The organism is Pseudomonas kermanshahensis, assembly GCF_014269205.2.
GTDB lineage: Bacteria > Pseudomonadota > Gammaproteobacteria > Pseudomonadales > Pseudomonadaceae > Aquipseudomonas > Aquipseudomonas kermanshahensis.
This window is the reverse complement of sequence record NZ_JABWRY020000002.1, coordinates 135,572-149,594: the sequence shown is the minus strand read 5'-3', so window position 1 is coordinate 149,594 and position 14,023 is coordinate 135,572. Positions and strand designations below refer to the sequence as shown.

Here is a 14,023-nt window from a genome sequence, read left to right as displayed (position 1 = left end):
CAACACCGGCAGCTTGCGGTCGGAGGCTGCCGACAGTGGAACAAAAAGAATAATCACTGTGGCCTGTGGGCCGAGGACAGCAACGATGTCGGATTACATCCAAGAGCAGGGTGCGACGGCCAGCAGCGCCAGCCGTCGTGAAGAAAGAAAGATCATTTTCGCGTCATCCCTCGGGACGGTTTTCGAGTGGTATGACTTTTTTCTCTATGGCGCGCTGGCGGCGGTCATCAGCAAGCAGTTCTTTGCTGGGGTCAACGACACCACGGCCTTCATCTTTGCCTTGATGGCCTTCGCCGCCGGCTTCCTGGTTCGCCCCTTCGGTGCGCTGGTGTTTGGCCGGCTGGGCGACATGATCGGGCGCAAGTACACCTTCCTGGTGACCATCGTGCTGATGGGCCTGTCGACCTTTGCCGTCGGCCTGCTGCCCACCTATGCCAGCATTGGTATTGCGGCACCGATCATTCTGGTGATCCTGCGCATGCTGCAGGGCCTGGCGCTTGGGGGTGAGTACGGTGGCGCGGCCACCTACGTGGCCGAGCATGCCCCGCCAGGTAAACGCGGCTTCCATACCGGTTTCATTCAATCCACCGCCACCCTGGGCCTGCTGCTGTCGTTGCTGGTCGTACTGGGCAGTCGTTACATCAGTGGTGACCAGTTCGAAACCTGGGGCTGGCGCCTGCCGTTCCTGCTGTCGATTTTCCTGCTGGCGATTTCCACCTGGATTCGCATGAGCATGCACGAGTCGCCTGCCTTCGTGAAAATGAAGGCCCAGGGCAAGATCAGCAAATCGCCGATCCGCGAGTCGTTCACCTCCTGGCCGAACCTCAAGGTGGTGCTCACTGCCCTGTTCAGCATCAATGCTGGCCAGGCGGTGACCTTCTACACCGCGCAGTTCTACGTGCTGTTCTTCATGACCCAGATGCTCAAGATGGACCCCGCCCAGGCCAACACGTTGCTGATCATCAGTGTGGTGATCGGCGCGCCGTTCTTCGTGTTCTTCGGTTGGCTGTCGGACCGGATCGGGCGTAAGCCGATTCTGATGCTCGGTCTGCTGCTGGCCACGGTGCTGTACTTCCCGCTGTTCAAGGCGCTCAGCCATTACGCCAACCCGCAGATCGACGCCGCCAGCCGCCAGGCACCGATCGTCGTGACCGCCGACCCGCAGGGCTGCACCTTCCAGTTCGACCCGGTTGGCAAGGCGCGCTTCGACAGCCCATGCGACAAGGTCAAGACGTTCCTGGTCAAGCAAGGCCTGCCGTACAGCTCGGTGAGCGTGGCTGGCAGCGAGGTGGTGGTCAACATTGGCGACAAGACCATCAATGGCTTCGACGAGACCGCCATGCGCTCGGCGATCGAGCAGGCGGGGTACCCAGCCAAGGCTGATCCGGGGCAGGTCAACCAGGTGATGGTGGTGGTGCTGATCGTGGCGATGATCCTGATCGCGACCATGACCTATGGCCCACTGGCGGCGGTGATGGTCGAGCTGTTCCCGACCCGTATCCGCTATACCTCGATGTCCCTGCCCTACCACATCGGCAACGGCTGGTTCGGTGGCTTCCTGCCGACGGTGTCGTTCGCGCTGGTGGTGTATACCGGGGATATCTTCTACGGGCTGTGGTACCCGGTGCTGGTGACCGGCATCAGCCTGGTGGTGGGGATTTTCTGCCTGAAAGAAACCAAGGACGTGGACATCGACAAGGTCTGACGCGGCTCAGGTTCACCCATAAAAAAACCGGCTTTAAAAGCCGGTTTTTTTATGCCGCGAAAAAACTTATGCACGTTTTTCGCAAATCTGTCATGTGAAGAAATAAACAGCTAATTCAATCACTTACTGCATACATAGAACAGATCGCAGAAAAACTGCTCACAAGTTATCCACAGAAACTCAAGCAGTCTGCTCCTGTGGCTTTTCAGCCGCGGGTGGCAGCGAACCCAGGGCCCTTTGCGTGGCCTCGTTCCAGGCGGCGGCGCGGTCATTGAGCTCGGCAATTGCACGAGGGCCGGTGCCGTTGGCGTACATCGGCTCACCGATCACCACCTCGATGGTGCCGGCACGCTTGCCCCAGCCAGCCTTGGGCCAGAACTTGCCCGCGTTGTGCGCAATGGGCAGCACCGGCAGGCCGGCATTGACCGCCAGCGCGGTACCGCCACGGGAGAACTTGCCGACGGTGCCAAACGGCACGCGGGTGCCCTCTGGGAAGATCAGCACCCACACACCCTGCTTGAGCAGTTCATCACCTTGGCTGGCGACCTGACGCAGGGCTTCTTTAGGGTTGTCGCGGTTGATCGCGATGGGCCGCAGCATCGCCATGGCCCAGCCGAAGAACGGCACGTACAGCAGCTCGCGCTTGAGCACTTGGCTGAGCGGCGAGAAGTACTGGGAAAGGAAGAAGGTCTCCCAGGTGCTCTGATGGTTGGACAGGATCACACACGGCTCATTCGGCACATTCTCGGCGCCGGTGATCTTGTAATCGATGCCAAGGATGGTGCGGGTCAAAAATAACGCGCAACGGCACCAGTACACGTTGATGAACGTGTAACGCTTGGGGAACGACAAGAAGGGCGCGACAAAAAAGCTCAGGGAGCACCACAGCAACGAGCTGGTGCCCAGCAGCAGGTAAAAAAGAAAGATTCTGATCGCCTGCAGGATCGACATAGTGGCATGTACCGTTGCGGGGCGTGCCCGCCTGAGAAAATGCGCCCTAAGGCGCACTGTTTAAATTAGTTCTCTGGCGATAGCTGCCAGATCGTCGAAAATCAGTGTAGTTTCAGGGACACCTTTTTCCAGGGTCCGCTCGCCCTTGCCGGTTTTCACCAACACCGGTTGTGCACCGACGGCCAGGGCGGCCTGAAGGTCACCTTGGCTGTCGCCGACAAACCAAACGCCGCCAAGGTCGGCCTGGTAGTGCTCGGCAATCGCCCGCAGCATGCCCGGCTTGGGCTTGCGGCAATCGCAGCCTTCATCCGGGCCATGTGGGCAATAGACGATATGGCCCACTTCGCCGCCCTGCTCGGCCACCAACGCACGCAGGCGCGCGTGCATGGCCTCGAGGGTTTGCACCGGGTAATAGCCGCGGGCAATGCCGGACTGGTTAGTGGCCACGGCCACCGTCCAGCCCGCTTTGCTCAACTGCGCGATGGCCTCGACCGAGCCGGGGATGGGGATCCACTCCTCCAGCGACTTGATGTAAGCGTCGGAGTCATAGTTGATCACCCCGTCTCGATCGAGAATCAGCAGTTTCAAGGCTTACCCCAGCAGCGAGATGTCGGCCACACCCAGGAACAGACCGCGCAGGCGGCTGAGCAGGGCATAACGGTTGGCGCGGACCTTGGCGTCCTCGGCGTTGACCATCACCGCCTCGAAGAAGGCGTCGACCGGGTCACGCAGGGCTGCCAGGCGGGCCAGCGACTCGCTGTACTGGCGCGCAGCGGCCATCGGTTGCACGGCCTGGTCGGCCTGCTGAATGGCCGAGTACAGGGAGAACTCGTTGGCGTTGTCGAAGTACTTCGGCTCGACCTGTTCGGCGATGGCGCCTTCGGCCTTGCTCAGCAGGTTCGATACGCGCTTGTTCACCGCGGCCAGGGCTTCGGCTTCCGGCAGTTTGCGGAACGCCTGCACGGCCTGCACACGCTGGTCGAAGTCCAGGGCAGAGCCCGGCTTCAGGGCGCGTACCGACAGGTAGGTGGCCACGTCGATGCCTTCGTCTTCGTAGCGTGCACGCAAGCGATCGAAGATGAACTCCAGCACTTGCTCAGCCAGGCCGGCAGCCTTGACCTTGGCACCGAACTGCTTGACCGCGAACTCGGCCGCACCGGTCAGGTCCAGGTCCAGCTGCTTCTCGATCAGGATGCGCAGCACGCCCAGCGCGGCGCGGCGCAGTGCGTACGGGTCTTTGCTGCCGGTTGGCAGCATGCCGATGCCGAAGATACCGACCAGGGTGTCGAGCTTGTCAGCGATCGCCACGGCAGCACCGGTGACGGTCTCTGGCAGCTCGGCGCCAGCGCCGCGCGGCATGTACTGCTCGTTCAGCGCCATGGCGACGTCTTGCGGCTCGCCATCGTTGAGCGCGTAGTAGTAACCGGCAACGCCCTGCATCTCAGGGAACTCGCCGACCATCTCGGTGGCCAGGTCGCACTTGGACAGCAGGCCGGCACGCGCGGCGCGCTGGGCGTCGCCGCCAATCAGCGGGGCAATGAACGCGGCCAGCTTGGAAACACGCTCGGCCTTGTCGTACACGGTGCCCAGTTGAGCCTGGAACACCACGTTCTTGAGGCGCTCGTTGAAGGTTTCCAGCGGCTGCTTCTTGTCTTGCTTGAAGAAGAACTCGGCATCGGTCAGGCGTGGGCGCACGACCTTTTCGTTGCCTTCGATGATCTGCTTCGGGTCACGGCTTTCGACGTTGGCCACGGTGATGAAGCGCGGCAGCAGCTTGCCTTCGCTGTCCAGCAGGCAGAAGTACTTCTGGTTGTCCTGCATGGTGGTGATCAGGGCTTCTTGCGGCACGTCGAGGAAACGCTCCTCGAACGAGCACACCAGCGGCACTGGCCACTCGACCAGCGCGGTCACTTCGTCCAGCAGCGCCGGCGGCACGATGGCGCTGCCTTCCTGCTGCAGGGCCAGTTCGGCGGTGCGCTTGGCAATCAGCTCGCGGCGCTCGGCGAAGTCGGCCAGCACGTAGGCTTTGCGCAGGTCTTCGACGTAGTTGGCCGGGGTGGTGATAACCACGTTTTCCGGGTGGTGGAAGCGGTGGCCACGGGACTCACGGCCGGCCTGCTGGGCGAGGATGGTGCAGTCGACGACCTGGTCGCCAAGCAGCATCACCAGCCACTGGGTTGGGCGCACGAACTCTTCGCGGCTGGCGCCCCAGCGCATGCGCTTGGGGATCGGCAGGTCGTTGAGCGAGTCTTCGACGATGGTCGGCAGCAGGCTGGTAGTGGCCTTGCCCGGGATGTGCTGGGAGAAACGCAGCTTGGCGCCGCTCTGGTCGATTTCCGACAGCTCTACACCGCACTTCTTGGCAAAGCCCAGGGCCGCTTGGGTCGGCTCGCCGTCTTTGAAAGCAGCCTGCAGGGGCGGGCCGTCGATGTTGATGCTGCGGTCAGGCTGCTGCACGTCGAGTTGGCGGATCAGTACGGCCAGGCGGCGCGGCGCGGCGTATACCGATTTGCTGGCGTAGTTCAGGCCAGCGGCCTGCAGGCCTTTCTCGATACCGGCCAGGAAGGCGTCGCCCAGGCTGGCGAGGGCCTTGGGTGGCAGCTCTTCGGTGCCCAGTTCTACCAGGAAATCTTGAGCACTCATTGTGCAGCCTCCAGCTTAGCCAACACTTCGTCACGCAATTCAGGGGTGGCCATCGGGAAGCCCAGGCGTGCGCGGGCTTGCAGATAGCTTTGCGCCACGTCCCGGGCCAGGGTACGTACGCGCAGGATGTAACGCTGGCGCTCGGTCACCGAGATGGCGCGGCGGGCGTCGAGCAGGTTGAAGGTGTGCGAAGCCTTCAGGACCATTTCGTAGGTCGGCAGCGGCAGCTCCAGCTTGATCAGGCGGTTCGCTTCGCTTTCGTAGAAGTCGAACAGCTCGAACAGTTTCTCGACGTTGGCGTGTTCGAAGTTGTAGGTCGACTGCTCGACTTCGTTCTGGTGGAACACGTCGCCGTAGGTAACCTTGCCGAACGGGCCATCGGCCCATACCAGGTCGTAGACCGAGTCGACACCCTGGATGTACATGGCCAGGCGTTCGAGGCCGTAGGTGATTTCACCGGTGACCGGGTAGCACTCGATGCCGCCCACTTGCTGGAAGTAGGTGAACTGGGTCACCTCCATGCCGTTGAGCCAGATTTCCCAGCCCAGGCCCCAGGCGCCGAGGGTTGGCGATTCCCAGTTGTCTTCGACGAAACGGATATCGTGGACCAGCGGATCCAGGCCAATGGCTTTAAGCGAGCCGAGGTACAGCTCCTGGAAGTTGGCCGGGTTCGGCTTGAGCACCACCTGGAACTGGTAGTAGTGCTGCAGGCGGTTTGGGTTTTCGCCATACCGCCCGTCGGCAGGGCGACGGCTAGGCTGCACGTAGGCGGCGTTCCAGGTCTCTGGGCCGACGGCGCGCAGGAACGTGGCGGTATGGAAAGTGCCGGCGCCTACTTCCATATCGTAGGGCTGAAGCACCACACAACCTTGAGCTGCCCAGTAGTTCTGCAGGGCGAGGATCAGGTCTTGGAAGGTACGCACGGCTGGCGTAGGCTGGCTCACGAAATTCACCTGTATCTGGGGATGCGGATGTAAAGAGCGGGAGTATAACCTGATTCGCCTCGCCCTCTACTCATTGGAGCCTTATGCCACGCTGCTTTTGGTGTACCGACGATCCGTTGTACCAGGCCTACCACGACCAGGAATGGGGAACACCGCAGCGTGATCCGGCGTTGCTGTTCGAGATGCTTTTGCTCGAAGGGTTCCAGGCGGGGCTGTCATGGATCACGGTTTTACGTAAACGCGAGCGTTATCGCGAGGTGATGCATGGCTTCGACCCGGTGAAGTTGGCGCAGATGAGCGATGAACGCATCGAAGCACTGATGCTCGACGCCGGCATCATCCGCAACCGCCTCAAGCTCAAGGCGGCCCGGCGCAACGCCCAGGCCTGGCTGGCTGTGGATAACCCAGCCGAGTGGCTCTGGTCGTTTGTGGGCGGCACGCCCAAAGTCAACCATTTCAAGGACCGAAGCGAAATGCCTGCCGTTACCGATGAAGCGAAGGCAATGAGCAAGGCCCTGCAAAAAGCCGGCTTCACGTTTGTCGGCCCAACCATCTGTTATGCCTTCATGCAGGCCACCGGTATGGTCATGGACCACACCACCGATTGTGATCGCTACGCCGCCTTGGCGCGCTGACGGGGTACAATGCGCGCCTTGCTGAAATAAGGAATTCGCCTGTGGAAAAGTTCAAGGGCGCCCTGATGGTCGGGGTGCTTCGACTGTTCGCCAAGTTGCCCTGGGGCGCTGTGCAGCGCGTCGGCGCCGGTATCGGCTGGCTGATGTGGAAGGTCCCGAACGGGTCGCGCAACGTGGTGCGTATCAACCTCGCCAAGTGTTTCCCGGAGATGGACCCGGCCGAACGTGAGCAACTGGTCGGCCGTGCGCTGAGAGACATCGGCAAATCCTTTGTCGAAAGCGCTTGTGCCTGGATCTGGCCACCGCAGCGTTCGCTGGAACTGGTCAAGGAAGTGCACGGCCTGGAAGTGCTGGAGCAGGCCCTGGCCTCGGGCAAGGGCGTGGTGGGCATCACCAGCCACCTGGGTAACTGGGAAGTGTTGAACCACTTCTATTGCAACCAGTGCAAACCGATCATCTTCTACCGCCCGCCAAAGCTCAAAGCTGTGGATGATTTGTTGCGTGAACAGCGAGTGCAGATGGGTAACCGCGTGGCGCCTTCGACCAAGGAAGGCATCCTCAGCGTGATCAAGGAAGTGCGCCGCGGGGGCCAGGTGGGCATTCCGGCGGACCCGGAACCTGCTGAGTCGGCGGGTGTGTTCGTGCCGTTCCTGGGCACCCAGGCGCTGACCAGCAAGTTCGTGCCGAACATGCTGGCCGGTGGCAAGGCGGTGGGTGTGTTCCTGCATGCGTTGCGGCTGCCGGATGGGTCTGGGTTCCGGGTGATTCTGGAAGCGGCGCCGGAGGCGATGTACAGCACGGATGTGACCGAGTCGGCGGCGGCCATGAGCCAGGTGGTCGAGCGGTATGTGCGTGAGTATCCGAGCCAGTACATGTGGAGCATGAAGCGCTTCAAGAAGCGCCCGGCGGGTGAGCCGCGTTGGTATTGAGATAGTTGGGGGCGCTTTGCGCCCCATTCGCGGGGCAAGCCCGCTCCCACAAGGTACAGAGTGACCCTCAGGTTGTGCAGGACTTGTGGGAGATGGCCAGCCCATTCGCGGGGCAAGCCCGCTCCCACAAGGTACAGAGTGACCCTCAGGTTGCGCAGGACTTGTGGGAGATGGCCAGCCCATTCGCGGGGCAAGCCCGCTCCCACAAGGTACAGAGTGACCCTCAGGTTGCGCAGGACTTGTGGGAGATGGCCAGCCCATTCGCGGGGCAAGCCCGCTCCCACAAGGTATAGAGTGACCCTCAGGCTGCGCAGGACTTGTGGGAGCGGGCTTGCCCCGCGAATGGGCTGCAAAGCAGCCCCGGCAATCTCAGACTTTATTCAACTTCTTGAGAAATACAGTCATCTCTTTCTCGGCCTGCTTATCCCCATGGGCCTGCGCCGCCACGATCCCGTCCTCCCAGGCCTTGCGCGCCGCCGCCAAATCCCCCTGCAACTGATACGCCTTACCCAGCAACTTCCACGCTGCCGAATACTTCGGGTCCTGTTCCACGCAACGCGCCAGGTGCACCGCCGCCTCAGCGCCATTGCCCTCGTCCAGCCAGGCCTTGCCAAGGCCGAACCTCAACAGCGGGTTATCCACACCCTTGGCCAGCATCTTTTCCAGCGATTCGCGCATGCCCTCTTCTCCTAGAAGAAACTCAAGCCGACGTGGAACAGCTTCTCCACATCCCGAATGTGCTTTTTATCCACAACGAACAGAATCACATGGTCACCCGATTCGATCACTGTGTCGTCGTGGGCAATCATCACCTCTTCGTCACGAATGATCGCGCCAATGGTGGTGCCTGGCGGCAGGGCGATGTCTTCGATGGCCTTGCCGACCACTTTGCTCGACTTCGAATCGCCATGCGCCACGGCTTCGATGGCCTCGGCCGCGCCGCGGCGCAGTGAGTGCACGCTGACGATATCGCCACGCCGCACGTGGGCCAGCAAGGTACCAATGGTGGCCAACTGTGGGCTGATGGCGATGTCGATCTCGCCGCCCTGCACCAGGTCCACATAGGCCGGGTTGTTGATGATGGTCATCACCTTGCGCGCACCCAGGCGCTTGGCCAGCAGCGACGACATGATGTTGGCCTCGTCGTCGTTGGTCAGGGCCAGGAAGATGTCGGCGTCGGCGATGTTCTCTTCGAGCATCAGGTCCTTGTCTGACGCACTGCCCTGCAGCACCACGGTGCTTTCCAGGGTGTCGGAGAGGTGGCGGCAGCGGGCCGGGTTCATCTCGATGATCTTCACCTGATAGCGACTTTCGATGGCCTCGGCCAAGCGCTCGCCAATCTGCCCGCCACCGGCGATGACCACGCGCTTGTTGGTCTCGTCGATGCGTCGCAGCTCGCCCATCACGGCGCGGATGTCTTTTTTCGCAGCGATGAAGAACACTTCGTCATCGGCCTCGATCACGGTGTCGCCGCGTGGGGTGATCGGCCGGTCACGGCGGAAGATCGCCGCCACACGGGTGTCGACGTTGGGCATGTGCGCACGGATCTGGCGCAACTGCTGGCCCACCAGCGGGCCGCCGTAGTACGCCTTGACCGCCACCAGTTGCGCCTTGCCTTCGGCGAAGTCGATTACCTGCAGTGAACCTGGGTGCTCGATCAGGCGCTTGATGTAGTTGGTCACCACCTGCTCGGGGCTGATCAGCACATCGACCGGGATGTGGTCGTTGTGGAACAGCTCTTCGCGGGTGAGGTAGGCCGACTCCCGTACCCGGGCGATCTTGGTCGGGGTGTGGAACAACGAGTAGGCGACCTGGCAGGCCACCATGTTGGTCTCGTCGCTGTTGGTCACCGCCACCAGCATGTCGGCGTCGTCGGCACCGGCCTGGCGCAGCACCGTCGGCAGCGAGCCGCGGCCTTGCACCGTGCGGATGTCCAGGCGGTCGCCGAGGTCGCGCAGGCGCTCGCCGTCGGTGTCGACCACGGTAATGTCGTTGGCCTCGCTGGCCAGGTGTTCTGCCAGCGTACCGCCCACCTGCCCCGCGCCGAGGATGATGATCTTCATCCGCTACTCCCTAACCGTTGTGCTTATCCGCGTGACGCGGCGATCTTGATCAGCTTGGCATAGTAGAACCCGTCGTGGCCGCCTTCCTGGGCCAGCAACTGGCGGCCATGTGGCTGGCGCAGGCCGGCCTCGGTGGCCAGGTCCAACTCACGGGCGCCCGGGGTGCGGGCGAGGAAGGCGTCGATCACCTCGGTGTTCTCGGTCGGCAAGCTCGAGCAGGTGGCGTAAAGCAGCATGCCGCCCACTTCCAGGGTTGGCCACAGGGCATCGAGCAGCTCGCCCTGCAACATGGCCAGGGCCGGAATGTCGTCGGCCTGACGGGTCAGTTTGATGTCCGGGTGGCGGCGGATTACACCGGTGGCCGAGCACGGGGCGTCGAGCAGGATGCGCTGGAACGTTTTGCCGTCCCACCAGCTGGCGGTGTCGCGGGCATCGCAGGCGATCAGCTCGGCGTCCAGTTGCAGGCGATCGAGGTTCTCGCGCACGCGGGTCAGGCGCTTGGCTTCCAGGTCGATGGCCACCACCTGCGCCAGGCCAGCTTCGGCTTCGAGCAAGTGGCAAGTCTTGCCGCCCGGGGCACAGCAGGCGTCGAGCACGCGTTGGCCGGGGGCCAGTTCGAGCAGGTCGGCGGACAGCTGCGCGGCTTCGTCCTGCACGCTCACCCAGCCTTCGGCAAAGCCAGGCAGGCTGCGCACATCGCAGGGCTCATTCAGCACGATGCCGTCACGGCTGTACTGGCAGGCGCTGGCGCCCACGCCGGCCTCAGCCAGCAAGGCCAGGTAGGCATCGCGGCTGTGGTGGCGGCGGTTGACCCGCAAAATCATCGGCGGGTGGGCGTTGTTGGCGGCGCAGATGGCTTCCCATTGCTCGGGCCAGAAGGCCTTCAGCGATTTCTGCAGCCAGCGCGGGTGGGCAGTGCGCACCACCGGGTCGCGCTCCATGCCAGCGAGCAGCGCTTCGCCTTCACGCTGCGCGCGGCGCAGCACGGCGTTGAGCAGGCCTTTGGCCCACGGCTTTTTCAGCTTGTCGGCGCAACCCACGGTTTCGCCGATGGCGGCGTGCGCCGGAATGCGCGTGTAGAACAGCTGGTACAGGCCGACCAGCATCAAGGCCTGCACATCGGCATCGGCCGCTTTGAACGGCTTCTGCAGCAACTGCGCAGCGAGCAGGTCGAGGCGCGGCTGCCAGCGGGCGGTGCCGAAGGCCAGGTCTTGGGTCAGGCCCCGGTCGCGTTCGTCGACCTTGTCCAGTTGTGCCGGCAACGAGCTGTTCAGCGAAGCCTTGCCGCTGAGCACAGCGGCCAAGGCACGGGCGGCGGCCAGGCGAGGGTTCATTGGCCGAGCACCTTGCCGTTGGCGAATTTCTCGCGGCGGCTGTTGAACAAGTCGCTGAAGTTCAGTGCCTTGCCGCCGGGCAGTTGCAGGCGGGTCAGGCTCAGTGCCTGGTCACCGCAGGCGACTACCAGGCCGTCCTTGCTGGCAGACAGGATCTCGCCAGGGGCGCCGTTGCCTGTGGACAACGTGGCAGCCAGCACCTTCACGCTTTCGCCGTCCAGGGTGCTGTGGCACACCGGCCACGGGTTGAAAGCACGCACCAGGCGCTCCAGCTCCACGGCCGGGCGGCGCCAGTCAATGCGTGCTTCGTCTTTGTTCAGCTTGTGGGCATAGGTGGCCAGGGCGTCATCCTGGGCTTCACCCTGCAGCGAGCCGTCGGCAAGGCCAGCAATGGCCTGAATCACCGCAGGCGGGCCCATTTCGGCGAGGCGGTCATGCAGGGTGCCGCCGGTGTCTTCAGCGCTGATCGGGGTGACCACCTTGAGCAGCATCGGGCCGGTGTCCAGGCCCGCTTCCATGCGCATCACGGTCACGCCGCTCTCAGCATCGCCGGCTTCCACGGCGCGCTGGATCGGCGCCGCACCGCGCCAGCGTGGCAGCAAGGAGGCGTGGCTGTTGATGCAACCAAGGCGCGGAATATCCAGCACGGCCTGGGGCAGGATAAGGCCGTAGGCGACCACCACCATCAGGTCGGGCTTGAGCGCGGCGAGTTCCGCCTGGGCATCGGCATTGCGCAGGGTTGGCGGCTGCAGCACCGGGATGTCGTGGGCCACGGCCAGTGCTTTGACCGCGCTCGGCATGAGCTTCTGGCCACGCCCGGCTGGGCGGTCCGGCTGGGTGTAGACGGCCACGATCTCATAGGGGCTGTCGAGCAGTGCCTTGAGGTGTTCGGCGGCAAACTCTGGAGTGCCTGCGAAGACGATGCGCATGGAGTTCTCGCTGCAAAAAAGAAAAAGGCTTGCCGGAGCAAGCCTTCTGGAAGGTGGGGATCAGGCTTGCTGGCGGTGCTGCTTTTCCAGTTTCTTCTTGATCCGGTCGCGTTTGAGCGTGGACAGGTAATCGACGAACAGCTTGCCGTTGAGGTGATCGAACTCGTGCTGCACGCACACGGCCAGCAGGCCTTCGGCTTCGAGCTCAAACGGCTTGCCGTCGCGGTCCTGGGCTTTGACGCGCACCCGCAGGGGGCGGTCGACGTTTTCGTAGAAGCCAGGCACCGACAGGCAACCTTCCTGGTACTGGCCCATGTCGTGGGTCAGTTCTTCGACGACGGGGTTGATGAAGACCCGCGGTTCGCTGCGGTCTTCGCTCAAGTCCATCACCACCACTTGCTTGTGGACGTTGACCTGAGTCGCAGCCAGGCCGATGCCAGGCGCTTCATACATGGTTTCAAACATGTCGTCGATCAGCTGGCTCAGGGCGTCGTCGAACACCGTCACCGGTTTGGCGAGGGTGCGCAGGCGCGGGTCCGGGAATTCGAGAATGTTCAAGATGGCCATAAGGTCGGGCAGTCACTGTGCGTTCGGTTGAAAACTGAGCACACATAATAAAGGTAATCGGGGCATTCGGCACCTGGCAAAGCTCGGCTAGGGTTTAAACGGACGGCTTATCACCCATTTGATGGACAGGTTGTCAAAGCGTTATCAACACAGTTATCCACAGGTTGTGCCACGTCGATGGCCCCGTTTCGATCAAGGATGATCCTCATGTTGACCCACCATTCGTCGCCTTGCGCGCCTGCCGAACTGGAGGCGAGGTTGCGCCTGCACCGCCTGCCGGACACAGGGTTACGCCGCTTTCACAGCCTGCTGAAAGCTTTTGGCAGCGCGTCTTCGGCGCTGAGTGCGCCGGCCGCAGCCTGGCGCGCACTGGGCATTCCGCAAGCCAGCATCGAAGCCCGAAGAAGCGCCGAAGTGCGTGACGGTGCACTGGCTGCAATGGCCTGGTTAGAGCGCCCGGGCCAGCATTTACTGATGTGGGACAGCCCTGGCTACCCTGCTCTGCTGGCCGAAACCGACGACCCGCCGCCGTTGCTTTTCGTCGCTGGCGACCCCGCATTACTGGAAAGGCCACAGTTGGCAATTGTGGGCAGCAGGCGTGCTTCACCGCCCGCGCTCGACACTGCCCGGGCATTTTCTCGCTACTTGGCGCAGACGGGTTTCACCATTACCAGCGGCCTGGCACTGGGTATCGATGGTGCCGCTCATCGGGCAGCGTTGCAGGCCGGGGGCGGCACAATTGGGGTGCTCGGGACGGGGCTGCAAAAACTTTATCCACAGCGCCATCGCGAGCTTGCCCAAGCGATGATCGACAGCGGCAGCGCGCTGGTTTCCGAGTACCCGCTGGATGCCGGCCCGCTGCCGGGCAATTTTCCGCGGCGTAATCGCATCATCAGTGGCTTGTCGCTGGGCGTATTGGTTGTGGAGGCGAGCTTGGCCAGTGGCTCGTTGATCACGGCGCGCTTGGCGGCTGAGCAGGGCCGCGAGGTGTATGCCATCCCAGGCTCCATCCACCACCCGGGGGCCAAAGGCTGCCACCAGTTGATTCGCGACGGTGCGCTGCTGGTGGAGAGCGTGGAACAGATTCTGGAAAGCCTGCAGGGCTGGCAGAACTTGCCCCCGGCCATTGTTGAACAGCGTGATCACCCCCTGCTCGCCTTGCTGCATGCCGCGCCACAGACTACCGAGAGCCTGGCCCACTGCAGCGAACTGACGTTGGCTCAGGTGATGGCGCAGCTCACCGAACTGGAGCTTGAAGGGCGGGTCAGCAATGAAGCCGGGCGTTGGTTTGCCCGCGTTGGCTAAGTACACTGCTCACAAGCA

13 protein-coding genes are annotated in these 14,023 nt (G+C 62.8%); 4 read left to right on the top strand and 9 right to left on the bottom strand.

Annotation, left to right across the window (positions count from 1 at the left end):
* The first annotated feature begins 85 nt into the window (after positions 1-85).
* Complete coding sequence (locus HU764_RS25125; protein ID WP_186679273.1) at positions 86-1,705, top strand: MFS transporter; 1,620 nt, start codon at positions 86-88, stop codon at positions 1,703-1,705.
* A 180-nt stretch (positions 1,706-1,885) separates the two neighbouring features.
* Here the strand turns inward: HU764_RS25125 and HU764_RS25120 are convergent, their stop codons facing one another.
* The 4 genes from HU764_RS25120 to glyQ are packed head-to-tail and all read right to left on the bottom strand — an operon-like array spanning position 1,886 to position 6,243.
* Positions 1,886-2,656 (bottom strand): lysophospholipid acyltransferase family protein, encoded by a 771-nt coding sequence (locus HU764_RS25120; RefSeq protein WP_027592057.1) that lies wholly within the window; start codon positions 2,654-2,656, stop codon positions 1,886-1,888.
* Between the two features lie 60 nt (positions 2,657-2,716).
* Complete coding sequence (gene gmhB / locus HU764_RS25115; RefSeq protein WP_027592056.1) at positions 2,717-3,244, bottom strand: D-glycero-beta-D-manno-heptose 1,7-bisphosphate 7-phosphatase; 528 nt, start codon at positions 3,242-3,244, stop codon at positions 2,717-2,719.
* Positions 3,245-3,247: 3 nt separating this feature from the next.
* The gene (gene glyS, locus HU764_RS25110; RefSeq protein WP_027592055.1) at positions 3,248-5,299 is read right to left on the bottom strand and encodes a glycine--tRNA ligase subunit beta; all 2,052 of its coding nucleotides are present in this window, start codon (positions 5,297-5,299) and stop codon (positions 3,248-3,250) included.
* Positions 5,296-6,243, bottom strand: coding sequence for a glycine--tRNA ligase subunit alpha (gene glyQ, locus HU764_RS25105; RefSeq protein ID WP_027592054.1), 948 nt, complete (start codon positions 6,241-6,243; stop codon positions 5,296-5,298). The genes glyS and glyQ overlap by 4 nt, the downstream gene beginning before the upstream one ends.
* A gap of 83 nt (positions 6,244-6,326) precedes the next feature.
* Between glyQ and HU764_RS25100 the strand changes: the two genes are divergently transcribed.
* Together HU764_RS25100 and HU764_RS25095 are read left to right on the top strand one after the other, a co-directional pair.
* Positions 6,327-6,878, top strand: coding sequence for a DNA-3-methyladenine glycosylase I (locus HU764_RS25100; RefSeq protein WP_027592053.1), 552 nt, complete (start codon positions 6,327-6,329; stop codon positions 6,876-6,878).
* Positions 6,879-6,919: 41 nt separating this feature from the next.
* Positions 6,920-7,807, top strand: coding sequence for a lysophospholipid acyltransferase (locus HU764_RS25095; protein WP_186703048.1), 888 nt, complete (start codon positions 6,920-6,922; stop codon positions 7,805-7,807).
* Positions 7,808-8,176: 369 nt separating this feature from the next.
* Here HU764_RS25095 and HU764_RS25090 read toward each other — a convergent pair whose 3' ends face one another.
* Genes HU764_RS25090 through def form a run of 5 tightly spaced genes read right to left on the bottom strand, consistent with a single transcriptional unit; the run spans position 8,177 to position 12,700 of the window.
* A complete protein-coding gene (locus tag HU764_RS25090) occupies positions 8,177-8,485 on the bottom strand; it encodes a tetratricopeptide repeat protein (RefSeq protein WP_027592051.1) in 309 nt (102 codons plus the stop codon).
* A gap of 11 nt (positions 8,486-8,496) precedes the next feature.
* Positions 8,497-9,870 carry a Trk system potassium transporter TrkA gene (gene trkA, locus HU764_RS25085; protein WP_027592050.1) on the bottom strand — a complete coding sequence of 458 codons (1,374 nt, stop codon included), beginning with the start codon at positions 9,868-9,870 and terminating at the stop codon, positions 8,497-8,499.
* Positions 9,871-9,893: 23 nt separating this feature from the next.
* On the bottom strand, positions 9,894-11,204 hold the full coding sequence (gene rsmB / locus HU764_RS25080) for a 16S rRNA (cytosine(967)-C(5))-methyltransferase RsmB (protein ID WP_186679269.1): 1,311 nt from the start codon (positions 11,202-11,204) through the stop codon (positions 9,894-9,896).
* A complete protein-coding gene (gene fmt, locus HU764_RS25075; RefSeq protein WP_186703907.1) occupies positions 11,201-12,133 on the bottom strand; it encodes a methionyl-tRNA formyltransferase in 933 nt (310 codons plus the stop codon). Before fmt ends, rsmB begins: the two co-directional genes overlap by 4 nt.
* A 60-nt stretch (positions 12,134-12,193) precedes the next feature.
* Positions 12,194-12,700, bottom strand: a complete 507-nt coding sequence (gene def / locus HU764_RS25070) for a peptide deformylase (protein WP_027592047.1) — start codon at positions 12,698-12,700, stop codon at positions 12,194-12,196.
* Between the two features lie 207 nt (positions 12,701-12,907).
* Here def and dprA point away from each other — a divergent pair, with 207 nt between their 5' ends.
* The gene (dprA, locus tag HU764_RS25065) at positions 12,908-14,005 is read left to right on the top strand and encodes a DNA-processing protein DprA (RefSeq protein ID WP_085272127.1); all 1,098 of its coding nucleotides are present in this window, start codon (positions 12,908-12,910) and stop codon (positions 14,003-14,005) included.
* Positions 14,006-14,023: the final 18 nt, after the last annotated feature.